Origin of the sequence: Streptomyces sp. IBSBF 2435, from assembly GCF_036815005.1 — a bacterium.
Taxonomy (GTDB): Bacteria; Actinomycetota; Actinomycetes; order Streptomycetales; family Streptomycetaceae; genus Actinacidiphila.
In genome coordinates, this window is sequence record NZ_JAJSYW010000107.1 from 1 (window position 1) to 23,060 (window position 23,060).

At 67.5% G+C, this 23,060-nt stretch carries 22 protein-coding genes and 1 tRNA gene; 15 read left to right on the plus strand and 8 right to left on the minus strand.

The annotated features are described in order from the left end of the window. The 3 genes from V7E46_RS20755 to V7E46_RS20765 all read left to right on the plus strand — a co-directional run. On the plus strand, positions 1 to 1,008 hold a 1,008-nt coding region (locus V7E46_RS20755; RefSeq protein WP_443054279.1), incomplete at its 5' end, for an amino acid ABC transporter permease. Positions 1,009 to 1,025: 17 nt separating this feature from the next. Then, entirely contained in the window at positions 1,026 to 1,778 is a 753-nt protein-coding gene (locus tag V7E46_RS20760; RefSeq protein ID WP_329182427.1) for an amino acid ABC transporter ATP-binding protein, read from the plus strand. A gap of 257 nt (positions 1,779 to 2,035) precedes the next feature. After that, a complete protein-coding gene (locus V7E46_RS20765; RefSeq protein ID WP_333769804.1) occupies positions 2,036 to 3,037 on the plus strand; it encodes a transporter substrate-binding domain-containing protein in 1,002 nt (333 codons plus the stop codon). A 136-nt stretch (positions 3,038 to 3,173) separates the two neighbouring features. Here V7E46_RS20765 and V7E46_RS20770 read toward each other — a convergent pair whose 3' ends face one another. Next, complete coding sequence (locus tag V7E46_RS20770; protein WP_333769805.1) at positions 3,174 to 4,136, minus strand: zinc-binding dehydrogenase; 963 nt, start codon at positions 4,134 to 4,136, stop codon at positions 3,174 to 3,176. 156 nt (positions 4,137 to 4,292) lie between these two features. Between V7E46_RS20770 and V7E46_RS20775 the strand changes: the two genes are divergently transcribed. Next, positions 4,293 to 4,928 (plus strand): TetR/AcrR family transcriptional regulator, encoded by a 636-nt coding sequence (locus V7E46_RS20775; protein ID WP_333769822.1) that lies wholly within the window; start codon positions 4,293 to 4,295, stop codon positions 4,926 to 4,928. 34 nt (positions 4,929 to 4,962) lie between these two features. After that, entirely contained in the window at positions 4,963 to 5,655 is a 693-nt protein-coding gene (locus tag V7E46_RS20780) for an HAD family hydrolase (RefSeq protein WP_333769806.1), read from the plus strand. A gap of 330 nt (positions 5,656 to 5,985) precedes the next feature. Here the strand turns inward: V7E46_RS20780 and V7E46_RS20785 are convergent, their stop codons facing one another. Continuing rightward, entirely contained in the window at positions 5,986 to 6,534 is a 549-nt protein-coding gene (locus V7E46_RS20785; RefSeq protein ID WP_333769807.1) for a Uma2 family endonuclease, read from the minus strand. 409 nt (positions 6,535 to 6,943) lie between these two features. On the opposite strand from V7E46_RS20785, the gene V7E46_RS20790 reads away from it, so the two are divergent. From V7E46_RS20790 to cutA, 5 genes are all read left to right on the plus strand, one after another. Beyond that, entirely contained in the window at positions 6,944 to 7,174 is a 231-nt protein-coding gene (locus V7E46_RS20790) for a FitA-like ribbon-helix-helix domain-containing protein (RefSeq protein ID WP_333769808.1), read from the plus strand. Then, positions 7,171 to 7,593: a type II toxin-antitoxin system VapC family toxin gene (locus V7E46_RS20795; protein WP_333769809.1), complete on the plus strand. Its 423-nt coding sequence runs from the start codon at positions 7,171 to 7,173 to the stop codon at positions 7,591 to 7,593. Before V7E46_RS20790 ends, V7E46_RS20795 begins: the two co-directional genes overlap by 4 nt. A gap of 838 nt (positions 7,594 to 8,431) precedes the next feature. Next, a complete protein-coding gene (locus tag V7E46_RS20800; protein ID WP_333769810.1) occupies positions 8,432 to 9,199 on the plus strand; it encodes a HamA C-terminal domain-containing protein in 768 nt (255 codons plus the stop codon). After that, on the plus strand, positions 9,178 to 11,310 hold the full coding sequence (locus V7E46_RS20805) for a DEAD/DEAH box helicase (protein WP_333769811.1): 2,133 nt from the start codon (positions 9,178 to 9,180) through the stop codon (positions 11,308 to 11,310). The genes V7E46_RS20800 and V7E46_RS20805 overlap by 22 nt, the downstream gene beginning before the upstream one ends. Positions 11,311 to 11,655: 345 nt before the next feature. Continuing rightward, entirely contained in the window at positions 11,656 to 11,982 is a 327-nt protein-coding gene (gene cutA / locus V7E46_RS20810) for a divalent-cation tolerance protein CutA (protein WP_333769812.1), read from the plus strand. 3 nt (positions 11,983 to 11,985) lie between these two features. On the opposite strand, the gene V7E46_RS20815 is transcribed toward cutA, so the two are convergent. Continuing rightward, positions 11,986 to 13,305: a helix-turn-helix domain-containing protein gene (locus V7E46_RS20815; RefSeq protein WP_333769813.1), complete on the minus strand. Its 1,320-nt coding sequence runs from the start codon at positions 13,303 to 13,305 to the stop codon at positions 11,986 to 11,988. A gap of 234 nt (positions 13,306 to 13,539) precedes the next feature. On the opposite strand from V7E46_RS20815, the gene V7E46_RS20820 reads away from it, so the two are divergent. Further along, positions 13,540 to 14,415 carry an ATP-binding protein gene (locus V7E46_RS20820; RefSeq protein WP_333769814.1) on the plus strand — a complete coding sequence of 292 codons (876 nt, stop codon included), beginning with the start codon at positions 13,540 to 13,542 and terminating at the stop codon, positions 14,413 to 14,415. Between the two features lie 373 nt (positions 14,416 to 14,788). Here the strand turns inward: V7E46_RS20820 and V7E46_RS20825 are convergent, their stop codons facing one another. Together V7E46_RS20825 and V7E46_RS20830 are read right to left on the minus strand one after the other, a co-directional pair. Further along, entirely contained in the window at positions 14,789 to 16,219 is a 1,431-nt protein-coding gene (locus V7E46_RS20825; RefSeq protein ID WP_443054280.1) for a DUF3631 domain-containing protein, read from the minus strand. 133 nt (positions 16,220 to 16,352) lie between these two features. After that, complete coding sequence (locus V7E46_RS20830) at positions 16,353 to 16,565, minus strand: helix-turn-helix transcriptional regulator (RefSeq protein WP_333769815.1); 213 nt, start codon at positions 16,563 to 16,565, stop codon at positions 16,353 to 16,355. Positions 16,566 to 17,051: 486 nt separating this feature from the next. Between V7E46_RS20830 and V7E46_RS20835 the strand changes: the two genes are divergently transcribed. Next, positions 17,052 to 18,224 carry a tyrosine-type recombinase/integrase gene (locus tag V7E46_RS20835; RefSeq protein ID WP_333769816.1) on the plus strand — a complete coding sequence of 391 codons (1,173 nt, stop codon included), beginning with the start codon at positions 17,052 to 17,054 and terminating at the stop codon, positions 18,222 to 18,224. 146 nt (positions 18,225 to 18,370) lie between these two features. On the opposite strand, the gene V7E46_RS20840 is transcribed toward V7E46_RS20835, so the two are convergent. The 3 genes from V7E46_RS20840 to V7E46_RS20850 form a co-directional block, all read right to left on the minus strand. Continuing rightward, positions 18,371 to 19,183, minus strand: coding sequence for a hypothetical protein (locus V7E46_RS20840; protein ID WP_333769817.1), 813 nt, complete (start codon positions 19,181 to 19,183; stop codon positions 18,371 to 18,373). A gap of 139 nt (positions 19,184 to 19,322) precedes the next feature. Then, a complete protein-coding gene (locus tag V7E46_RS20845; protein ID WP_333769818.1) occupies positions 19,323 to 19,682 on the minus strand; it encodes a hypothetical protein in 360 nt (119 codons plus the stop codon). A 108-nt stretch (positions 19,683 to 19,790) separates the two neighbouring features. After that, positions 19,791 to 19,867, minus strand: a tRNA-Thr gene (locus V7E46_RS20850). Between the two features lie 204 nt (positions 19,868 to 20,071). On the opposite strand from V7E46_RS20850, the gene V7E46_RS20855 reads away from it, so the two are divergent. The 3 genes from V7E46_RS20855 to V7E46_RS20865 all read left to right on the plus strand — a co-directional run bounded on the left by V7E46_RS20855 (position 20,072) and on the right by V7E46_RS20865 (position 22,801). Further along, positions 20,072 to 21,196: an ABC transporter ATP-binding protein gene (locus V7E46_RS20855; RefSeq protein WP_333769820.1), complete on the plus strand. Its 1,125-nt coding sequence runs from the start codon at positions 20,072 to 20,074 to the stop codon at positions 21,194 to 21,196. 241 nt (positions 21,197 to 21,437) lie between these two features. Further along, a complete protein-coding gene (locus V7E46_RS20860) occupies positions 21,438 to 21,866 on the plus strand; it encodes a hypothetical protein (protein WP_329176072.1) in 429 nt (142 codons plus the stop codon). 194 nt (positions 21,867 to 22,060) lie between these two features. Beyond that, on the plus strand, positions 22,061 to 22,801 hold the full coding sequence (locus V7E46_RS20865) for a nucleotidyltransferase family protein (RefSeq protein ID WP_329176074.1): 741 nt from the start codon (positions 22,061 to 22,063) through the stop codon (positions 22,799 to 22,801). Positions 22,802 to 23,060 lie beyond the last annotated feature (259 nt).

Consider the following 23,060-nt stretch of genomic DNA (forward strand, 5'->3'; position numbering starts at 1 on the left):
CCCGACACCCCCGACGCGCCCGGCCCCGGCCCGGCGGCCGACCGGCCGCCGCTGCGCGCCCTGGACACCCGGCCGGGGGACCAGGAACTGCTGGCCGCCCGGCTCGTACCGCTGCGCCACCCCGGGCAGTGGCTCTCCGCCGCCGCGCTGCTGGTGCTGTTCGCGATGCTGGTGCACACCCTGGTCACCAACCACCGCTTCCAGTGGGACGTCGTCGGCCAGTATTTCCTGCGCGGCTCGATCATGCACGGCCTGGAACTCACCTTGTGGCTCACGGCCGCCGTGATGACCAGCGGTTACCTGCTCGGCATCGGGGTCGCCGCGATGCGCCTGTCCGGCAACCCGATCCTGCGCAGCCTGAGCTTCGGCTACGTATGGCTGGTCCGCTCGGTCCCGCCGCTGGTCCAGCTGCTCTTCTGGTTCGAACTGGCCTCGCTGTACCCCCGGTTGTCGGTGGGCGTGCCCTTCGGCCCGGAATTCGGCAGCGTCGGGACCGCCCACCTCTTCAGCGGCATCCTGGCCGCCTACGTCGGACTCACCCTGGACGTGGCCGCGTTCGCCGGCGAGATCGTCCGCGGCGGAATCCTGTCCGTCGACCCCGGCCAGCGCGAGGCCGCCAGGGCGCTCGGCCTGCGCGACGGCCGGATCTTCCGCCGGGTCGTGCTGCCGCAGGCCATGCCGGCGATCGTCCCCGCCTCGGGCAACCTGCTGATCGGCATGCTCAAGGCGACCTCGATCGTCAGTGTGATCGCCGTGCAGGACCTGCTGTACTCCACCCAGTTGATCTACAACCAGAACTTCCTGATCATGCCGCTGCTGCTGGTCGCCACGATCTGGTACGTCATCCTGACCACGCTGCTGTCGGTCGGGCAGTTCTACGTCGAGCGCTACTACGCGCGCGGCAGCAGCCGGGCGGACAAGCCGCCGGCCCGCGGACTGTGGCAGGTGACGCGCTCCAACATCCCGCTGTTCGGCCGGTCCAGGACCGATCTGATGGGGCTGTCATGACCGGCACCGAACGTCCGCTGGTGCGGATCCGCGGACTGCGCAAGAGCTTCGGCGCCCACGTCGTCCTGGACGGCATCGACCTGGACGTGCGCCAGGGCGAGGTCACCGTGCTGCTCGGCCCGTCCGGCTCCGGCAAGTCCACGCTGCTGCGCTGCGTGAACCACCTGGAGAAGCCGGACGCCGGCTTCGTGGAGATCGGCGGCGACGTGATCGGCTACCGCCGCGACGGCTCCCGGCTGCACGAGCTGCGGTCCCGATCGGTCACCGGGCAGCGGGCCGATGTCGGCATGGTCTTCCAGCAGTTCAACCTCTTCCCGCACATGACGGTGCTGGAGAACATCACCGAGGCGCCGGTCGCCGTCCGCGGCCTGTCCCGCAAGCAGGCCGCCGTCCGGGCCCGCGAACTGGTCGAACGGGTCGGCCTGGCCGGCCGCGAGAACTCCTACCCCCGGCAGATGTCCGGCGGCCAGCAGCAGCGGGTCGCCATCGCCCGCGCGCTGGCCATGGAGCCGCGGCTGCTGCTGTTCGACGAGCCGACCAGCGCGCTGGACCCGGAACTCGTCGGTGAAGTCCTCGCCGTGATGCAGGACCTGGCGCTCAGCGGAATGACCATGATCGTCGTCACGCACGAGATCGGGTTCGCCCGGAAAGTGGCCGACACGGTGGTCTTCCTGGACGGCGGCCGCATCATCGAGTCCGGCGCGCCCGCGGACGTACTGACCGATCCCCGGCACGAGCGGGCCCGGTCGTTCCTGGCGGCCGTGCTGTAGCGGCTCCCACGTCTTGTCGGCGCCACCTCTTTGCCGACGCCTGCCGCCTTTCGCCGGCGCCCTCCGCTTTCCCCGCCGTCTTCCTCCTGCCCTGCCGCCGTCCTCTTGCCCTTGCCGCCTTACCGCGGCTTTCCCGCAGCTTTCCCGCCGCCCTACCGCAGCTTTCCGCAGCGCCCTCTTGCGCAGCCGTCGCCGCCGCCGGCCCGCAGCTCCTCCTGGCTCCACCCGCACGCTCCACCCTGGTGAAAGGCACCCCCGTGAGCACCGAAAGCCGTTCCAGCCGCCCGATCCCGCGTTTGGCCGCCACCGCCGCCGTCACCGCGGGCCTTGTCCTCCTCGCCGCCTGCGGGAGTTCCTCCGACTCCGACGGCTCCGGCACCCCGAAGAGCAGCAGCAAGGGCTCCGCGGCGCCCGGCGCGAAGGCCGCGGACTCCAACGGGGTGCCGACGCAGGACGTGCTGTCCGGCATCGCCGCCGACCCGGCGCTGAAGGCGGAACTGCCCGCCGAGGTGCGCGACAGCGGGAAGCTGATCCTGGGCACCAGCCAGACGCCCGGCCTCACCGGCCTGCCGCACGGCGGCGAGGTGGACGGCAGGCAGGTCGGCCTCGACGTCGACCTGCGCGAGGCCGTCGCCAAGGTGCTCGGCGTCCGGTGGGACGTGCAGTACGGCACCTTCCCCACCGTGATCCCCGGTGTGCAGAACGGCCGTTACGACGTCGGGCAGGACAACTTCGGCGCCACCAAGGAGCGCGAGAAGGTGGTCGACTTCGCCACCTACCTCAACGACGGGCAGTCCTTCCTCGCCGCCAAGGACGTGCCGGTCGACACCGTCAAGCAGCTCACGGACCTGTGCGGCCTGACCATCGCCACCAGCCCCGGTTCGACCTTCCAGCAGATCCTGACCGATGGCGCGGGCAAGTGCGCCGCGATCGGCAAGAAGCCGTACAAGGTGGAGTATTACGCGGACAACGGCACGATCCTGCTCGGCCTGCAGAACGGAAAGGTGCAGGTCAGCTTCGGTCCGACGCTGGGCGTGAAGTACCAGTCGGCGCACGTGCCGAACACGAAGTTCCTGGGCGAGATCAGCACCACCCCTGTGGGCTTCGTCACCGCCAAGAACTCGCCCATCGCCAAGGCCCTGAGCGACGCGGTCAACAAGCTGATCGCCAGCGGTGACTACGCGAAGATCTTCGCGAAGTGGTCGCTGCCGGGCAGCGGTATCCCCCAGTCGGTGCTGAACCCGACGCCCACTTTCTGAGTCTGCCGCAGACCGCTTCGGCGTCGGCCGGTTACGCCGGACTCCCCGCCCTGCGCCCGCTATTGCGCGGGGGCGGGGAGTTGGGCTGCGAGCCGAGTGAACGCGAGGGCCACGCGCCCGGCCGTACCCCCGGCGGCTACGGCGTCAGCACGATCCGGCCGAACACCTCGCCCGCGTCCATCTTCCGGTGCGCCAGCACGGCCTGCTCCAGCGGCAGCAGTTCGTGCACCACCGCGTGCAGTTCACCGCGGGCCGCGGCGGCGAACTGCTCGGCCCGCACGGCACGCCGCTCGGCCCCCGGCACGGTGTCCGTGCTGAAGGTGGCGAAGGTCAGCGACTTCTGGAACGCCGCCACCATCGCCATGCCGAAGTCCGCCGGCGGTGGGCCGGCGACCACGCCGACGGCCACCATGCGACCGTTCGGACGGAGCCTGGCGAAAAAGGCGGGCATGTCCGCGCCGGCGACGATGTCGATGATGACGTCGTAGCCCGCGGGAGCGTCCTCGCCGCCCGCGCCCGAGCGGTCCAGCACATGGGTCGCGCCGAGTTCGCGCAGCCGGTCGCCGCGCCCGGCCGACGACGTCGTGACCGCCAGCGCGCCGGCCCCGCCGCGGGCCGCGAGCTGGACCGCCATGATGCCGATGCTGCCGGCCGCGCCGCGCACCAGCACCGATTCGCCGGGCGCGAAGTGGACGTGGGCGAGGGCGAAGTGGGCCACCGCCCCGGAACTCCCCAGCGTCACCGCGTCGGCGGCGGAGAGGTCCGCGGGGAGCGGCAGGATCTCCTCGACGGCGGCGACCGCCTGCTCGACGTAGCCGCCGCCCAGCCCGGTGGCCGCCCACACGCGCCGGCCGACCCAGGACGTATCGACACCGTCGCCGACCGCGGTCACGGTGCCCGCCACCTCGCTGCCGGGGATGTGGCCTTCCTGGAAGCCGTACGAGGCGAGCACGCCGCGCCGGATCACCGCGTCGACGCCGCCGACGCCGATCGCCTCGCTGGCGATCAGCACCTGTCCGGCGGCGGGGGCCGGGACGGGGAGGTCGATGACCGCCAGGCCTTCCGGAGGTCCGAACGCCTCGATCGCGACTGCCTTCAAGGTCGTCTCCTTGCTGTGGTGCCCGGGCTCCTGACCATGTGCGCGGAGGTGATCGCGGACGTGGACATGGACGGGATCGTGGACGTGGACGTGGACGGGATCGTCGCCCTTCGGACGCTAACGGACGCCGGCGTCCGCTTGGCTAAAGTGAGAGCGGTGACCGACCATTTGCCTCACACCCTGCGCTCCGATGCCCAGGACAACCGCGAGCGCATCCTCGACGCGGCCCGCGAGGTCTTCGCCGCCGAAGGCCTGAACGTGCCGATGCGGGAGATCGCCCGGCGCGCCCGGGTCGGCCCCGCCACCTTGTACCGCCGCTTCCCGACGAAGGAGCTGCTGGCCACGGAGGCCTTCGCGGACCAGCTGTCCGCGTGCCACACCATCGTCGAGGAGGGGCTCGCCGATCCGGACCCGTGGCACGGCTTCTGCCTGGTGATCGAGAAGGTCTGCGAGCTGCACGCCCGCAGCCGGGGCTTCACCGCGGCCTTCATGTCGGCCTTCCCCCACGCGATGGACTTCGCCGCGGGCCGCGAACACACCCTGGCCTCGGTCGCCGAACTGGCCGGCCGCGCCAAGGCCGCGGGCCGCCTGCGCCCCGACTTCGTCCTGGACGACCTGATCCTGGTGCTGATGGCCAACAGCGGTATCCACGCCACCTCGCCGGCCGCGCGGGTCACGGCCTCCCGCCGCTTCGCCGCGCTCGCGGTCCAGGCGTTCCGGACGTCCCCCCAGCACGCGCCCCTGCCGCCGGCGGCACAGTTGGCGGCGGCGGTGCCGCACACCGACCTGTGACGGCGCCGCGGCGCCCCGGGCCTACGCTGCCCGTATGGCGCTGATCGTCCTGTGGGACATCGACCGCACGCTCATCGACAACGGCGGGGTGAGCAAGGAGATCTACGCGGCGGCGTACGAGACGGTGGCGGGACGCCGTCCGCTTGAGCCGCCGGTCACACAGGGCCGTACCGACCGCCTGGTCATGCGGGACATGTTCGCGCGGAACGGCGCGGCCGAACCGGAGTGGCCGCGGGTCGAAGCCGCCCTGACCCGGGCCGGCCGGGACCGGCTCGCCACTCTGCGGACGCGGGGCGCGGCGCTCCCCGGGGCCCGGGAGGTCCTCAAGGCGGCGTCCGTACGGCCAGGTTGGGTGTCCTCCGTCCTGACGGGCAACATCGCCGCCAACGCCCGCCTCAAACTGGCGGCCTTCGACCTGGACCCCCTGCTGGACCTCGCGGTCGGGGCGTACGGCGCCGACGCCGAGGGCCGCCCCGACCTCGTGGCCGTCGCCCGCGACCGCGTCCACCGCGCCCACGGCCTCCCCGCCACCACCCCCGTCGTCCTCCTGGGCGACACCCCCCAGGACGTGGCCGCCGCCTTGGCCTCCGGATCCCACATCATCGCCGTCTCCACGGGCACCGACTCCCCCGCCGCCCTCACCGCGGCCGGCGCCCGGGTCGTCCTCCCCGACCTGGCCGACACCGCCCGCGTCCTGCGCCTCCTGGAGACCGTCGAAGGAGCCTGACCTCGCCGGTCAGCCGGGTACGTGGCCGGTGGACGAGCCGCCTACGCCATGACGGGGCCATACCCACCTGCCGACGCCCAGGGGGCACCGCGTCTCTCCGCAGCCGCGAACCGAAGGCGATGTGCGCAGGGCACTATCGGCCCGACACCTCACGCCGGGGAGTCGAACCGACGACCTACGCCTTACAAGACCTCTCAGGGCGGGGCGCTGACCTGCGAACACGGGGCCGATGTGCCCGCTGACCAGCAGAAACGACGTTCGTCCGTTGCCAGCGCTGCGCGCTGGTTTCCGCGCCCGTGTGTGCCGAATCCGTGCTGAGCAGGCGAACGCTCAGGCGTACGGCAGCAGCGTCGCGGTGTCGAGGTCGAAGCCGAACGGCTGGGGGATGCTCAGGCTCTCGCCGAAGTCGGCGTCCTCGCGGCGGTGGTACTTCCCGCCGTCGGGGCGGCTGAAGAGAGTGGCGGTCTTCAGTCGGGCGTCGACCACCAGGTAGAGCGGAATACCCATGATCGGGTAATCCCTGAGCTTGCCCACCCAGTCGTTCTCCGGATTCGACGGCGAGACCAGCTCGACCGCGATGGCCGCGGTCTCCGCGGGGACCTGGTGGTCCGTGGTCTCGAGGACGTCCGCCGGTAGGTAGGTCAGATCGGGATTGCGGCTCTTGCCCACCCCGGGGGAGACCAGGTCCGTGTTCTCGCTCGGCACCAGGTCGCTCGGGCTGTGTGCGTCGAACTGCCGTCTGACCACCAGGAGGTTGCGCTGGTGGATACCGGAAGGTCCGACCATCATGACGATGGTGTCACCGGAGAGCTCGACCTTGAACCCGTCCGGCAGGCTCCTGCGGGCCTCTTCGAGGAGTGCGAAGTGCTGCGGGTCCATGCTGCTGTGCCTCCCGAGAGCGGCCGACCGGTCCCCCAGACTATCGGGGGACGTTCCACCCGGCGCCGAAGCCGCCGCGGACGACGTCCCGGAAGAACGGTGCTCGCTCATGAGACCGGACCGAGACAAGCCCGACAGCAAGACACCGCGGCCGGCACCAGGAGGGTGCCCTCACCAGGGCAGACGTGGAGCCCCCTGTCGGGTTCGAACCGACGACCTACGCTTTACAAGATCCCTCAGGGTCGGGCGCTGACCTGCGGAGATGCAGCGACCATCCCCCTGAGCAGCGCAACCGACCTTTGCCTCTTGCCACTGGTTCGGACTGGTTTCCAGCCTCATGTGTGCTGAATCCGTGCTCCGCAGCTCAAGTACGCCTGCATATTGCCTGCACTGATGCTAAAATGAAGGCATGACCGCGATCACTATCCGGGACGTCCCGGACGACACTGTCAACGCCTTGAAGGTACGCGCCGCGCAGGCGGGCAAGTCCCTCCAGGCGTACGCCCTGGAACTCCTGTCCCGGGAAGCCGCCAGACCCACTCTCGCGGAGATGGCGGCACGTCTTGAGCGTGAAACCCGCACCGCGCTCAGCACCACAGACATCCTCGGAGCCATCGAGGACGGGCGTGAACGGCGTTGATCGTCATTGACTGCTCCAGCCTTGTGCACTTCCTCCTCGACCACGGCACGACGGGAACTGCGATCCGCGAGCGGGTGGGTCGCGCGGACACCCTCGCGGCACCGGGCCTGCTGGACTACGAGATCACGTCCGCCGTCTTCGGCCTGGCGCGCGGGCGACGCGGCGGCAAGCCGAAGATCACGGAAAGGGAAGCCGCCAAAGCGATCACCGACTACCAGGCCCTCGCTCTCGACCTGCACCCGACACTGGTGTTGTGGCAGCGCGTACGCGACCTCTCGAACAACCTCTCCACCTACGACGCACACTACGTAGCCCTCGCCGAGAGCTTCGGCGTACCACTCGTCACCAGCGACGCCAGGATCGAACGCAGCGGAGCGGCCCGCTGCACGATCGAAACCTACGAGGCCACCACCACCTGACTCCAGCAACCTCGCCGGATGGGTGGCGGTCCATGCCGCCTGTGGGGAATCGTGCGCTCGCGAGAAGACCTCGGTGCGCATCGAGGCGTCTGAGGAGCAGGGCCAAAGGGCGCTGGGCGGACGGAGGCGACGCCTGCGACGCGGTCACGAGCGAAGGTGTTCAGGCACTCCGGCACCGTGGCCACAGGTTGTCCAAGCTTCCCGGCGTACTACGGCGATCCACCGCTCACCTCGGCCATCCGGGACAAGTCCCCCCGATGAGTCGTTCAGCCAGTCTCGTCACGTGGTGTCGATGCATGAGGTAGGAGCGAGGGTACGACCAAGGTGTCCGGCCTCGCCCCCATCCCCGAACCGCATCACATGATCCACAGCACGGCACCTGAACGAACTGACAGAACTGCGCGCGCTCATGGCGGGTCAAGGCCGCAAAGTCGAAGTGTCCCCACGGAGCTCGCACCCACGGCAGGCAAGCTCTTCCGCTCACTGGCCTAACTCTCGCCCCCGAAGCGACCTCGCCGCATCGCACGTTCATTCGAATCGCCCACGCCCCTATAGGCAAAATCGTGCAAGCGCGGCCCACAAGCGACAGATCGGGTGCATCATGTATGCCGGACGGGGAGAGTGGGGGAAGCTACTTGTACACGGATCCACGGAGTCGGCCTGCCCTTCAAGCCTTGCCCGCACGTCTTGATGGTGCCGATGATGGCAGGAACTCGTGACGCGCCCTCGCGCCCTACTCGAAGTTCTCGTTGACGATGCGGGCACCAACCCAGCATTGAGCGGCCTATGCGCCGGATATGAGCTTGGCGAATGGCGACGGCGCGCACTGGCCAAACAAATGTTCACACGCCTCCCAGAGTTTGCCCTGTCGCAGAGCGAGGCCGCTGATTTCGATAGCGAAACAGGCGTCGAAATGCTCAGCCGCGCGGTCAAGAATATCTACTTGACCGACAAGTACCATCGGCGTGGAGAATTCGGCGAGCTACTCTTGCATGTGGTTCTCAGAGAGGTCTTTGGCACTGAGATCGCAATTAGCAAGATCTTCTTTAAGGATTCCCACAACGACACAGTAAAGGGCTTCGACGCCGTACATGTCGTTGTGAATCCCCAAGGAAATCTTGAGCTATGGCTCGGGGAAGTTAAATTTTACGATAACCTCGCACGAGCAATTCGAGATGTTGTATCGGAGTTGCACGCACACGTGGATTCTGACTATCTCCGCTCGGAGTTCGCCGCTATCGGAGGAAAGATAGATCCCTCCTGGGTACATGCCGACGAGATGAAACAATTGATCGCCAATGAGGTGAGTCTCGATGAGGTCTTCGATAATCTGACCATCCCCGTCCTTCTCACGTATGACAGCAGGGTAGTTGCGGAGCGCGTTCGCGAGCTAAGCAGAGACCTAAATGAATCACCAAGCTCAACAGCAGAGGCGTATCGAAAAGCTTTTGAGGCAGAAATCCGAGCTGGGTGGGAGCGTTTTGCCACAGCTGGTCTGCCGAGGCGGGTACGCATCCGGCTGATTCTCGTTCCGCTACATGAGAAGAAGACCCTTCTGTCAGACCTCCATGAGAGGCTTAGGGCATGGCAGCAAGCAACGGCTTGACGGTCGGCACCGCCCGAGAATTGATCCGTAGCGCTCCGTCGGGACGCGAATTCGATGTACTTCAATATGTAGCGAGCCTGATCCCAAGCGAGCGTCACGCCTCCGGCGCTAGAGATCTGCTGCTTCGCGTGTTGGATAATGCTGAGCCGTTTGCGCCGTTCAGTGGTTTACTAAACAGCCTGCTGCGGTCAGTCGGGCTGTTCCCGTATCTGGCGACGGAGCAACTGTCGCTTCCCGATCTGATTGCCTACGAAGCCCATAGACCTGTTGATTACGATCAAGATATCGTTTTTCACGAAGTCCAAGCACGGGTTTACAGAAAACTGCTATCCGGGGAAAATGTTATCCTCAGCGCCCCGACAAGCTTCGGCAAGAGTCTAGTACTTGATGCTCTCATTTCTTCCGAGCGGTTCGAAAACGTTGCAGTGATACTGCCAACAGTTGCTCTGATCGATGAGACTCGGCGTCGGCTATCTCGTTTCCGGAGTCGCTACAAGATTATTACTCACCCTGGGCAACCTCTCGGGTCGCGAAACGTCTTGGTGATGACTCAGGAACGCCTGTTGGATATGCCCGAGCTGCCCGCCATCGAACTCTTCATGATTGACGAATTCTATAAGCTGGACATCCGGAGAGGCGATCGAGACCGCGGAATGTTGCTAAATCAGGCACTCCGCCGATTGATGCAAACTGACGCAACCTTTTATCTTGCAGGGCCCAACATTCAAGCGCTGGCAGATGATCTTCCGTCCGTGTTTTCTGCAAGCTTCATTGCTACGGACTTTGCAACGGTAGCAAGTGATGTGAAGATCCTGCCGGCACTGCAACGCGATACCGCGATCGAAACACTCGCTAATCTTTGCTCCGAACTGACCGGACCGACATTGATCTACTGCAGTTCGCCTAATCGCACGCGGCAAGTCACAGAAGGGTTGCTTAGCCGAGGCTTGGGACATGACGCCGTTGCTCTTCAACCAGCTGCTCATTGGTTGGCTGACAACTACCATGAAGAGTGGCTTGTAAATAAGGCGCTTCGACGAGGAATAGGAATCCACCACGGAAAAATTCCCAGGTCTCTGGCCCAATATCAAGTATCTGCGTTCAATGACGGCGAGATTGACTTCCTTGTTTGCACCTCGACGCTGATAGAAGGGGTCAATACCTCAGCGAAGAACGTTGTCATCTTCGATCACAAACTGAACAGAAAGAATCTGGATTACTTTACCTTCTCGAACATCAAGGGGAGGTCAGGCAGAATGATGCGCCATTTTGTAGGAAATGTTTTTGTCTTTCGTGATCCGCCGCGAGATGATCTGCCCACTGTTGACGTTCCCTTGTACACTCAAGGCCCAGACGTACCGGACAGCCTGCTCATTCAGCTCGAACCCGAAGAGCTGACGACAGACGCGCAGCGGCGTATGGAGAAATATAGGACGCAGACTGAAATCAGCATTGAGGTATTGAGAGGAAACACTGGGCTAGACCCATCCGCTCAGATCCAACTGGCTAAGTACGTTCGGCAGAATATCCACACGATCGGCCCACTCCTCTCGTGGCGAGGCTTCCCTCGTTATGAGGAACTGGAAGCGACCTGCAATGTGATCGCCAAGCACCTTCACAAAATCCAGGGTCGTGACGGCGGGGTCACATCTGCCAGGCAGCTAGCCTATAGGATGAATGTGTTCGCCAATTCGCACGGAGATGTCAAGGAGCTAATTGATTCCGAGATCGCTAATCAGTGGGGCACCTCCGATGCGAATGACGCCGTTGAGCAAGTTCTAGATTTCGTGCGCCAATGGGCCGGATTTGAGTTTCCGAGACTATTGACGGCGACGCAGAACATCGTCTCGCCGATTCTGCTTCGCCATGGGTACCGTGATTGCGATTATCGTGCTTACGCGGTGTCGGCGCAGAACTTGTTCTTGCCGCCGTACGTTGGCGACCTTGAAGAATATGGCCTCCCAGCTCAACTGGTCATGAAGCTAATGAGACGCCGGGCACAGCCAAGTTCGCTCGATGAGTTGCTTGAGCAGCTTTCGTCCATACGGCCTACCTCGGGCATGAACGCGTTCGAGCGACTTCTACTCAACAACTTCCAACGATATCTATGACCGTGTACGGTCAGCGAAGCGTCAAATGAGTTGGGTCAGTCCTGGTGATCATGAGTGGTCGTGTGTACGTCTGCGACATTTGCCGCACTAAAGTCCACACTCGCCCCATCACGTCAGCCGTCGTTCGCAGAGGCACCCGTCACAGCAGCAGACTAGGCACGAAAGTGGGCCACCGAGTGAATCTTCGCATGGCGGCACGGGTTTAAACGGGCTCCACATCGCCAGGCGACAGAGCTGACATTCCTAAAACTCACCTGGTTCCTGGTCGCCCTCCGACAGCTCAACTCATTGCCTTTGCCACCGTACGATGCCCCGCCAGAAGGACCAGCTCGGTAGGTTCGGTACATGACTGAGGTTGTGCAGGTGTCGACTGCTACTGGGACGCGGGAGCAGGCCGTTCAGCTGGCGGAGTCTGCGGTGCGGGGGCGGCTCGCGGCGGGGGCGCAGGTGGTTGGGCCGGTGGTGTCGGTGTACTGGCATCGCGGGGAGTTCGGGACCGGTGAGGAGTGGCAGTTGCTGCTCAAGACCACCGTGGAGCGATATCCCGCGCTGCAGACGCATCTGTTGGAGCACCATCCGTGGGAGAAGCCCGAGGTAGTCGCGGTGTCGATCGTGGCCGGCTCGGAGGCGTACCTGCGGTGGGTTGCTGACAGCACGGAGCCGGACGCGTAGGCGTCAGACCACCGCAACCTTCTCCAGTACCGCGTCCACCGCGGGGAGACCGCGGTGTCCGTCGAGGCGTTTGAGGAGTGGGGTCAGGCGGGCGCGGGGGCGGACGGAGGCGACGCCTTCGGCGAGGTCGAGGGCACGGTCTGCTGTGGTGGCGGCTTGTTCGACTTCGCCTGCGGTCAGGTAGGAGTCGCCGAGCCACGACAGGTAGAGGGCTTTGTCGCGGGCGTTGGTGTCGTCGTACGCGGCCAGGGCGGTTGCCAGGACGGGGACGGCCCGCAGCGGGCGGCGTAGTTCGGTCCAGCAACGGCCGCTCATGATCTGGAGTTCGGTGGTGTCGACCCAGGAGACCCAGTCCGGCTCGGGCGTATTGCCGGCCGTGGAGAGAGCCGCTTCGGCGGCGGCGAGGGCGCGTTCGCATTCGGTGGCCAGGCCCGCGACGGCGCAGGCCCAGGCGAGGCGTTCGTGGAGCAGGGCGCGTACTCCGGCGGGTGCGTCGGGGCCGATCGTCGCGCAGGACTGGGTGGCGATCTCGACTCCGGCCTTCTGGTTACCGCTGATGGCCTGGTAGGCGAGGAAGGCCAGTGCATTGCCTGCAAGGTCGGTGTCGCCGGCTTCGGCGGCGGCGCTGTGGCTCTCCTCGTAGAGCCCGCGTGCGTCGGCTGCCCGGCCGCCGTCGAACGCGGCCCATCCCGCCTGCTGCGCTTGCTCGGCAAGGACGGACAGCAGGTCGTGCCGGGTCTGCTCGGAGTACGTCGAGTCCCGCAGCAGGGCCTTGGTGGCTTGGTACTCGCCCAGGTAGACCCGGTAGGTGTCGCCTCCACCGAGCACCTGGTCCAGGCGGCGCAGACGTGCAGTACGCCGACGAAGCCGGTCGGGCAGTTCCAGGCCGACGCGGCGGCCGACTGCGGGCCGGGTCAGCTCGGGCAGGGTTGCCGCCAGACCAGCGCCGGTTCCCGCCCGAAGAAATCGCCTGCGTTCCACGGGGCTCTCGTCCTCCTCGCTCGTACGGTCGCGTGCAGGAAGGGGCTCGCTTTTTTCCCAGGGGCGGGGAGTGAGTCCGAGCATGTGGCCGGGGATACGCAGGGCGTCCGCGATACAGGTGACCTTCTCGAAGCTGGTCACGCTTCCCCGGCCACGGGCCAGGGAGCCGACCCGTTCGGGCTTGATGCCGCACTCGGCGGCGATCTTCGAATAGCTGATGCCGGCCAGCTCGCGCGCGAGTCGGAACACCGTCCCGAAGTCATGGGCGGTGATCGCGGCCTGCATGTCCGCGCGTTCGACGATGGCGCGTGGCAACGCGGTCGCTGGTCGGTATCCGGTCATCGCGCCTTCCCGTCCTGCCAGTTCAACCGAGTGTGCGGGACACAGGCCCGAAAGAGCCTACCCACCATGGGTATACCCGCGCCGGGGAAGCCACCCGTGCCGTCACAGCCTGACAGTTGCTGCTCACCGTACGCACCGAGAGGAGCAACCGATGCCGCCTTCTGTCAGGCCCCGAGTCACCCCCAGTACCGCGAGGCCCTTTTGCCATCGCACTATCCGTATCGAGGAAACCCGATGACGCCGCCGGCGACGCCGGTCCTCCTCCACGGATTTCGCGTAGAGGCCGAGGATGGCGCAGTGCCGGAAGCACGGCACACGATCACCGCTCTGGTCCGTGGCTGGAACGTCGCGCTCTCGGAGGAGCAGGTCGCCGAGGTGGAACTGCTCTCGACCGAGGTCATCACCAACGCAATCCACCACACCCAGGCACCCTGCGCGGTGGCGGCGCGGTGGACCGGAGCGCGGGTGCGGGTCGAGGTCACCGACGTCAGCCCCGTCCGTCCGAAGCCGCGCCGCAGTTCGCCGGACGCCGAGGACGGGCGGGGGCTGGTGCTGGTGGACGCGCTCGCTGCGGACTGGGGCAGCTTCTACGACCCGGCCGGGAAGGTGGTCTGGTTCGAGGTCGCCTCCAGCATCCGGCCCGCACGGCGGCAGCAGCCGCCACCGTGGAGCACGCCGGGGACGTGGGCGATCACCACCACCGACGGTGCCGTCACGTCTGGGCATCTGCCGGCCTGGGCCGAGGACGATCCCACAGAGGTCGGCGTTCCGACGGAGGAGTTGCCGCGGCGGCTGGCAGAGGTCAATCACCGTGCCTTCTTCGAGGGGCCGATGGTGCCGCTCACCGCGCCGGACTTGTGGAACGGTGTTGAGGAGGACTCGGTCTTCGAAGGCAGCATCGACTGCAACCCCTACGACCCCGACCCCCGCCTGCGCGTACCCGTGGTCAACCTCCAAGTCACCGTCGGGCGCTACATCCTCGGCCTCGACCCGGACGGCCTCGCCGACATCGCCGCCAAGCTCCGCGCGCACGCCGACCTGCTCGACCACAAGGTCCGCCCCACCCTCATCGCCGCCCGCGACGACTGGGCCGCACGCTACCCGGAGTGAGCGGGCGACAGAGGGCACTGGCGGGTTCGGAAGTGGGCCCCCTGGCCGTGTGCCCTCGTCCCCCGGCGAGGGCACTTGCGTACGACGGGCCGTTGGACCGTCCGACGCGACAACTTGCTCCGCCCGGTGCAAGGAGTCCTTACCCCACAACTTGCTCGCCGCCTCTCCGCCTCGTTCACCACTCGCCCGGTCCGGCGTCCTTCACTTCCATGAGCGGCGACGTCGCCCGGGATCGTGTGCGACCCGTCCCACCCGTTGCGTTCCTGCTCAAAGCAGGTACGAGTGGATGGCGTGATGCGGGTCGACCCGTCACAGACGCAGCACCCGCCCCGCGCTGACCTGCGCCGGGACGGGTGATGCGGGTCGGTGAGGGTCACCCGCCAGCCGGAGCGGGAGGCTCAACCTGGGGGCAGTAGCGCGCCCAGGCGTCGGTGAACTGGTTGCGGGCGAAGCCCCGGCGCTGGCTGCCGTCACGGAAACGACGGTTGGACGCGCTGATCCCGAAGTCCTTGAGCAGCAGCTGCAGAGCACGCGCGGTCAACCCGCTCGTGCCGTACTCGCCCCACGGTGCCTCGGTGTCGGCCTTCAGCCCCGCCAGGATCTGCTCGGTGGCCAGCGCCTCCGGGTCGCCGCACGCGGCGAACACCGCGCGAATGTCGGCCAGCAACCGGGTCGGCAGACCCACCTCCTGGTCGTTGCCCTCCTCGTACGCGGTCATCACCCGGCAAGCGTGTCGTGCCCGCTGCGGCCAGGTTCCCCCGGCCATATCTGCCACCGCCACCAGCGGCTCCCATGTGTCCGCCGCGCGGTCCTCCACTGGCATCACCGGCTCCATGTACGCCGCTGTGTCCGTCAGCGGCTCGGCCCATGCGGCGAGTCGGTCGCGCAGCTTGTGCAAGAGCGGGGTGTCTCGGCGGGCGCGGAACGGCCGGACCGTCTCGCCGGGACCACGCCTGCGCATCCGGATCACCACCGCCCGGTCCATGATCGTGTCGGGCAGGTCACCGATGCCCGCCAGCGCTGCCATGGCAAAGGTGCGGAACTTCGTCGGCTTGTGTTCCGGCCCGACCACCCGGGTCGTGGGGCGGTTGCGCTGGTGGCCGGAGTTGAGCAGGCCGCGCATCTCCTCGTTCTTCTCCGCGACCTTCGCGCTGCCAAAGATGGTGTCCGCCTCATCCACCAGCAGCGTCGGGGGCTGCTCGGTGATCGACCGGAAGATCGCCGCCGGAGTCGAGTTCACCGTAATGAAGGGGTCGTGGACCGTGTCGTGCAGGACGTCCAGCAGCCGCGACTTTCCGCAGCGCTTCGCCGGGCCGACGACCGCCAGACGCGGCGCGTGCTGCCACGCGGGCTGGAGGTGGGTGGCCGCCACCCATAGGGTGACCGCGTCCAGCGCCTCGCTGGACGGCATGACCACGTACCGGGCAACCGCTGACCGCAGCTCGGTCAGCAGGTCAGCGCCCTCCGAGGGCGGGACACGAGCCTCCGCCCCGGTCGGTCCGACCGGCTGACCGGGGTCAGTGACCGCCGTCCGGTCAGCGACCGCGGTCACTCGGTCAGTGACCGATGCCAGGTCACCGGTCGCCCGGTCAGTGACCGGACCACGGCCACCGCCAGCCGCAGACCGGTCAGCGGCGGACAGTGCCCGCGCGGTCAGCCGGTCTGCCGCTACCTCGATCGGCGCGGGGGTAGGGCTGCTAACGAGCGGTTGGGAGGACGCGCCACCGGGCTGACCGGGTATCGCCACCGGCGGCCATACCGGCTTCTCGGGTGCGCCACTCGGGCGCGGGGTCGTACGCTGCATGGGTATCTCCTCACCGGCGGCACCGGGCTGGCAGGCCCGCACCGCCTGGTCGATCGTTCAGACGCGGTTCAGGGGAGTTCGCGGCCTCCGGCGTTGACGCGCTGGAGGCCGCACTGCGTTGACGGGTACGCGGTCAGGCCGCGAGGTCGACGGCCTGCTGGTCGACCCACGCTTCGACCTCCGCCCAGCGGTAGCGGAGGTGCCGGCCCACCTTGTGGACCTTCGGGCCAAGACCCTGGTGCCGCCACTGGTAAAGCGTGGCGACGGGGACACCGAGATACGCCGACAGTTCGGCGGGAGTGGCCAGTGGGCGTCGCTCGTTCGCGGTTTTCCGTCCGGTCGGCATTGCGCGATTCCTTTCATCAGTGCGGATGGCCGTGCTCGGCCAAAATAGCCACGCGGTGGGCGAGCCATCCAGCGAGATTGTGACCGGAAAAGACGGACCGACCAAATGAGCCGCGTCAGGCCGGAGCGCACGCTGGAAAGGGATCACGACGAAAGGGACGGACGGTTCCAAGAGCGCGGCGCAGCAGCACCCAGCACACCGGATGTGCCAGCTCATCAGCCGCGATCCCCCTGTGGACAGCGCAGCACGCGGCATCACCAGTCAACACGAGGAAAGCGCCGCGCCATATCACCGCGACGGCCACAAAGGAACCGAAAGCCGTACGGCGCGGAAGCGGTCTTTATCACAGAATTACGGCTTGCCCAAACCGCGAACTCCAAGGGAATCTCCCACGTCACCGATCGATCGCCCCGCAAAGGGCACGCGAAAAAGGGGAGATCCCGTGGAGAAGAAGTTCAGCCTTCGACGGCACCGGACCGGTGCGTGATGGCGCGCGTCTGGGTCGAGGACCGCGCCGGCCACACCGCCTACGTCCAGGCCGCCGCCAAGGCCAAGAAGGCGGGCCGCACACCGCCCGGCCGCTGGCGCCTGCGGTGGTACGGCCCTGACGGCAGCCCCAAGATGAAGACGTTCAGCCGACGGGTCGACGCCGACGCCGAACGTTCCCGCCTTGAGGCCCGGCTCGGTGACGGCTCCTACCGCGACCCCGCCGCCGCACGCGCGAAGTTCAGCGAGATAGCCGAGGCGTGGCTGGCAGCGCAGGCGCACCTCAAGCGGTCGACCAGGAACCGGTACCGGGGCATGCTCGACCTCCATGTCCTGCCGAGGTGGGGTACGACGCCGTTGGACCGCGTCCGGTACGACGACGTGGCGCAGTGGCTGGCCGACCTGTCGGCTGGGCGGACGGCCACCGGCCGCGAGCTGAGCGCGCGGAGCGTACGGAAGGCGTATGTCGTGCTCAGCAGCGTCCTCGGCTACGCGGTCAAGTCACAGCGGCTGAGCCACAACCCGGCGGTCGACATCCCGCTGCCGAGGCCAGCTCAGCCCGAACACGTCTACCTCGACGTGATCCAGGTCGAGGCGCTCGCCGAAGCGGCAGGCCCGTACGGGCTGTTCATACGCCTGCTCGGCTACACCGGACTGCGCTGGGGCGAGGCGTCAGCCCTCACCGTGGGCCGAGTGGACCTCGATGCGCGACGGGCTCACGTGGTGCAGGCGTATGTCGACGAGAAGGGCGTCCTCCACCTGGACACCCCCAAGAACCACGAGCGCCGCTCGGTGCCGCTCCCCCGGTTCCTCCTCGACGAACTGGCCGCCCATGTCGACGGCCGCACGCCGGACCAGCTCCTCTTCACCGCGCCCCAGGGCGGCCCCTTGCGGATCAGCAACTTCCGCAGCCGCTTCTTCGACCCGGCAGTCCGCGCGGCCGGACTCGGCCACCTCCACCTGAACCCGCACAAGCTGCGCCACACCGCCGCCTCACTCGCCATCGCCAGCGGCGCCGACGTGAACGTCATCCAGACGATGCTCGGCCATAAGTCCGCGACCCTGACCCTCGACGTCTACGGCCACCTCTTCCCCGACCGCCTGGACGAGGTCTCCGACAAGATGGACGAACGCCGGGCCATGTTTCTCGCGAGGGAGGAGCAGCGCGCCTGAGACCAGCCAGCGCCCGTACCGCCATGATCAACGGTTCCGGGCGCTGGCGGTGTCCGTCGGGATCTGCACTCTCAGACCCCCGTGATTACTCGGTCCGCCACCGAGTCTTGGGGTGGCTACCGCGTCTTGTGGTCTGTCTGACCCGCTCAGCTGAGGAGGGACAGGATGTGCTCTGCCCCATTCTCCACGAGCGCCTCTCCCTGCTGAACCACATGCGCTCCCTCCAACGCTGCCACCTGTCCGGACCGCGCGATGGTGAGCGCTGAATTCACGGTTTCCAACAGGCTCTTGAGTCGCGCAATGAACGGTGCCTTGACGACCTCGGCGGTGGCCTCCGGCTGACGACGCATCGCTCCGACGAAGGCGTCCAGTGCCTCTTCGATGGGAACCGTGCCGGTGATCCTGATGTGCTGTACCGCCTGCAGGAGGGCATGTAGATGGTGCAGGAGGAGGAATTTGGCCGACTGACCAAGCTCGGCCTCCTGTACGAGCTCCATGAGCGCGGTGATCTCCTCCGCGAACCGCCGGAGGTCATCGGCCGGGACTTCGGGCTCTTGTCGTGCGCGTTGCAATCGCCGCGCGCAGGTGAGCAGCGTTCGCACCGCCGCGCTCTGAGGAACATCGCCCCCTGGGGCAAAACACACGAACATGCTCTGCAGATTGTGTCCTCGGTTAGCCATGTGCCCCAGGCCGAGTTCGATCTTCTCCAGGTCCTCCAGGAGCTCAGCTTTCTCATCCTCGTCGATGCTCAGCGCCGCCACACGCTCCCGCACTTGGTCAGGCAACTGCACAACTTCGGCCACAGCGATGAAAACCTGCGACGAAGTCTTGGACTGTCCCGGAGCTAGCAGTTCGGCACAGGCATCCCAAGCGGGTGGGGTCTTACCCCTGTTCTTGCTGTAGAGCTTGAAGAGGAACGCGTGCAGCCGACCCGCCGGGTTCTGGAGGTACTCCGTCATAGTGGAAGCCTAGAGTCCGAGTACGACAAGAGGCTCGCAACGGCCGCAAACCATCACGCCCCTTTCTGCCAGGAGGCAACCGGCCCCGGGTAGGCGGGAGAGGGCGACCGCCTGACCTCGCAGCAGTAGGCCGCCGTCCTCACACCGGACGAGGGCAATGTCCCCCGCGTGTCTCCTTCATGAGGGCCGCCACCGCATCGGCGGACCGCTGCATCGCCAGGTCCCGGACAGCCTGCGGCGCCTCGCGGTCGTCCGCGATGAAGATGCGCCCGTCGATTTCCCGGGTCACGGTCTTCCAGCCAAGGTGCCGGCCCGCCGCGCGGGCAGCCCGGCGGACCTCGCCCGCTTCGCCGCCCAGCTCCTCGACGTCGGCCTCCGTCAGCGTCACGCTGCCGTAGAAGCCCTCGTACTCCGGCTTCAGCGATGCACGCATCAGGTCCTCGACCCGCGCCACGAGCCTGTCGTGCCGCCGCTTCGCCAGCTCGTCCTCGCGAGCCATCCCAGCCGCCTCCCGCGCCGCGGACCGGCGTGATGTGTGCTGAATGCGTGCCGGGCGGCCCGGCTCCACCGCACGGGGCGGGGAGGAGTGCCCTCACCAGGGCAGATATGGAGCCCCCTGTCGGGTTCGAACCGACGACCTACGCTTTACAAGAGCGTCGCTCTGGCCAACTGAGCTAAGGAGGCGCAGGAAGCAGTGTAGCGGGCAGCGGTGGGGGCGGGCGGGGAAAAAGGGGTCGAGGGGCTGGTGACAAAACCGGGAACGTGCAGGTAGCGTCACCGGAAGCCCGTGGGATACGGGCTGGACCACTGAAGCGGCACCCAGAGAACTGCTTCCTTTACTCGGATCGTCCGGCACGTTCCTGCCGGTGAAGGGACTGCGTAACAGTCATGGCTACAGTCACGTTCGACAAGGCGACCCGGATCTACCCGGGTGGCGACAAGCCCGCGGTGGACGGGCTCGACATCGAGGTCGGGGACGGCGAGTTCCTCGTACTGGTCGGGCCTTCGGGCTGCGGCAAGTCGACCTCGCTCCGGATGCTCGCGGGGCTTGAGGACGTCAACGGCGGTGCGATCCGGATCGGTGAGCGGGATGTCACGCACCTCCCGCCGAAGGACCGGGACATCGCGATGGTGTTCCAGAACTACGCGCTCTACCCGCACATGACGGTCGCCGACAACATGGGCTTCGCGCTCAAGATCGCCGGCATCAACAAGGCGGAGATCCGCAAGCGGGTCGAGGAAGCCGCGAAGATCCTGGACCTCACCGAGTACCTGGCGCGTAAGCCGAAGGCGCTCTCCGGTGGTCAGCGGCAGCGTGTCGCGATGGGCCGCGCGATCGTCCGGGAACCGCAGGTCTTCCTCATGGACGAGCCGCTGTCGAACCTCGACGCGAAGCTCCGTGTGCAGACCCGTACGCAGATCGCCAGCCTGCAGCGCCGGCTCGGCGTCACCACCGTCTACGTCACCCACGACCAGGTCGAGGCCATGACGATGGGCGACCGTGTGGCGGTGCTCAAGGACGGTCTGCTCCAGCAGGTCGACAGCCCGCGCAACATGTACGACAAGCCGGCCAACCTGTTCGTGGCGGGCTTCATCGGCTCCCCGGCGATGAACCTCATCGAGGTCCCGATCGTCGACGGCGGCGTGAAGTTCGGCAACGCGCTGGTCAACGTCGAGCGTGACGCGGTGCAGGCGGCCGCGGACAAGGGCGACAAGACGGTCACCGTCGGTGTCCGTCCCGAGCACTTCGACATCGTCACCGGTGAGGACGACGCCAAGTCGCTGACGAAGGACGCCCCCGCGGGCCTGGCCGTCACCGTGAACGTCGTCGAGGAGCTGGGCGCGGACGGTTACGTCTACGGCTCGGCCAAGGTCGACGGCGAGGACAAGGACGTGGTCATCCGCGTCGGCGGCCGCTCGATCCCCGAGAAGGGCTCCGTGCTGCACGTCGTGCCGCGCGGCGGTGAGACGCACGTGTTCGCCACGTCGTCCGGCGAGCGCCTCAGCGACTGATCGCAGGCGTGTAAGCGTTACGGCCGGGCGGTACGTGGGAGACCACGTACCGCCCGGCCGTTCGCGTCCTGGCAGCACCACCCGCCAGCACCATCCACCGGTGCCACCTGGTCGCATACGTACGCATAACCGCTCTTTCAGGGCCGTTCGTCAACACCCGAACGCCCTGCTCGGCGATTTCACTCCCCCGGGAGGGTGACTAAATGTCGCCAAATCATCACCAGTCGCTACGATCCGATGCGTGAACCAGGTAGCTCGCCGTCTCGGCAAGACATTCGCGCTCGTTCTTCCGGTCGTTCTCGTGCTGTCGGGAACGCTCGCCGTCACCCGCGTCCCGTGGGCCGTCTCCTCCTCCGACGCACAGGTGCTCACCGCCTCTGCCAAGAGCCGCCAGGAGGTGGCCGCTGAGACGGCCACCAAGGCGCCGCAGGAGGCGCTGCGCTCGCGGCTGCTGGCCGAACTCCAGCACAAGGACCCGGGAGTGGCCCTCACCGACCTCCAGGTCGCCATGGCCCGTCACCCGTCGCTCGCCAAATACTGCGCGTCCATCGCGCGTTCGCTGGGCCGCGCCGCCGTCGCCAAGTACGACGGCGCCACTCAGCGGGCCCAGTCGTGGTCCCGCCCGGTGTGCGACACCGCCTTCGCCACCGGCATCGCCTCGGTCGGCTGACCCCGGCCGCCCCGGGCCGGCCCCCAGCCGGCCCCGACCAGACCGGGTCGGCCCCGGTCGGTCCGCGCCGCCGTCCCCGCCGTAACCCGTCGTCCCCAGCGGCGGGTTACGGTCACGCCGCCATGTACGGCGGCGGGTACACACGGTCAACGCCCGGGCCGTAGCCCTTCTGCCGCGTCGCATAGGGTCGCTGCATGACGCACGACACAACCGCGCACGAGGTCATCCCGGTCACGCAGGCCGTCATCCTGGCCGGAGGCCAGGGCTCACGGCTGCGCCCGTACACCGACGACCGGCCCAAGCCGATGGTCGAGATCCCGGGTACGGGAACGCCGATCATCGGCCACCAGCTCGACTGGCTCGCCGCGGAGGGCGTCACCGATGTCGTCGTCTCGTGCGGGCACCTCGCGGAAGTGCTCCAGGAATGGCTGGCCTGCACACCGCTGCCGATGAAGGTGACCACCGTCGTCGAGGGCGAGCCGCTCGGGCGCGGCGGCGGCCTCAAGTACGCCGCCGCGTCGCTGCCGCGCGCCGACGAGCCGTGGTACGCCACCAACGGCGACATCTGGACGCGCTTCTCGCTGCGCGGCATGGCCGCCTTCCACGAGGAGCGCGACGCCGTCGCCACGCTCGCCCTCGCCAGGCCGCGGATTCCCTGGGGGGCCGTCGAGACCAATGAGTTCGGCCAGGTGCTGGACTTCATCGAGTCGCCGCCGTCGCCCTTCCTCATCAACGCCGGCGTCTACGTCTTCGCGCCCGGCTTCACGGCGATGCTGCCGGATCTGGGCGACCACGAGCGCACCACCTTCCCGCGGCTCGCGCGGGAACGCCGGCTGGCCGGCTACCCCATTCCGCAAGGGGCCTACTGGCGGGCCATCGACACGGCCAAGGACCTTCGCGAGGCGGCCAGGGAATTGGGCTCCGTACCCGTCTGACCCGGCCGGACCCCCTCCGAGGCTCCTCCGGGCTGCCGCCCGGGGCCCGTGGCCGCGCCTACTTCACCACCGTCGTCGCCGAAACAGGCAGTTCCCCGCGCCCCTGACCCGGGCGCGGGGAACTGTGCCGGCGTCTCAGGCCGTCGGGGCCGGGGACGCGGACGGGGCGCCGCCGAGGAGAGGGGCGCCGAGGAGGCCGCCGATGGCGCCCTGCGTGGGCTTGGCAGCCGGCGGAGGCGGGGGCGGCGCCGCATGGGTC

Coding starts and splice junctions, on each gene's coding strand:
- V7E46_RS20780 (WP_333769806.1), top strand. CDS start 4,963: ATGGCGCTGATCGTCCTGTGGGACATCGACCGCACGCTCATCGACAAC.
- V7E46_RS20785 (WP_333769807.1), bottom strand. CDS start 6,534: ATGGACCCGCAGCACTTCGCACTCCTCGAAGAGGCCCGCAGGAGCCTG.
- V7E46_RS20790 (WP_333769808.1), top strand. CDS start 6,944: ATGACCGCGATCACTATCCGGGACGTCCCGGACGACACTGTCAACGCC.
- V7E46_RS20800 (WP_333769810.1), top strand. CDS start 8,432: ATGTTCACACGCCTCCCAGAGTTTGCCCTGTCGCAGAGCGAGGCCGCT.
- V7E46_RS20805 (WP_333769811.1), top strand. CDS start 9,178: ATGGCAGCAAGCAACGGCTTGACGGTCGGCACCGCCCGAGAATTGATC.
- cutA (WP_333769812.1), top strand. CDS start 11,656: ATGACTGAGGTTGTGCAGGTGTCGACTGCTACTGGGACGCGGGAGCAG.
- V7E46_RS20815 (WP_333769813.1), bottom strand. CDS start 13,305: ATGACCGGATACCGACCAGCGACCGCGTTGCCACGCGCCATCGTCGAA.
- V7E46_RS20820 (WP_333769814.1), top strand. CDS start 13,540: ATGACGCCGCCGGCGACGCCGGTCCTCCTCCACGGATTTCGCGTAGAG.
- V7E46_RS20825 (WP_443054280.1), bottom strand. CDS start 16,219: ATGCAGCGTACGACCCCGCGCCCGAGTGGCGCACCCGAGAAGCCGGTA.
- V7E46_RS20830 (WP_333769815.1), bottom strand. CDS start 16,565: ATGCCGACCGGACGGAAAACCGCGAACGAGCGACGCCCACTGGCCACT.
- V7E46_RS20835 (WP_333769816.1), top strand. CDS start 17,052: ATGGCGCGCGTCTGGGTCGAGGACCGCGCCGGCCACACCGCCTACGTC.
- V7E46_RS20840 (WP_333769817.1), bottom strand. CDS start 19,183: ATGACGGAGTACCTCCAGAACCCGGCGGGTCGGCTGCACGCGTTCCTC.
- V7E46_RS20845 (WP_333769818.1), bottom strand. CDS start 19,682: ATGGCTCGCGAGGACGAGCTGGCGAAGCGGCGGCACGACAGGCTCGTG.
- V7E46_RS20855 (WP_333769820.1), top strand. CDS start 20,072: ATGGCTACAGTCACGTTCGACAAGGCGACCCGGATCTACCCGGGTGGC.
- V7E46_RS20865 (WP_329176074.1), top strand. CDS start 22,061: ATGACGCACGACACAACCGCGCACGAGGTCATCCCGGTCACGCAGGCC.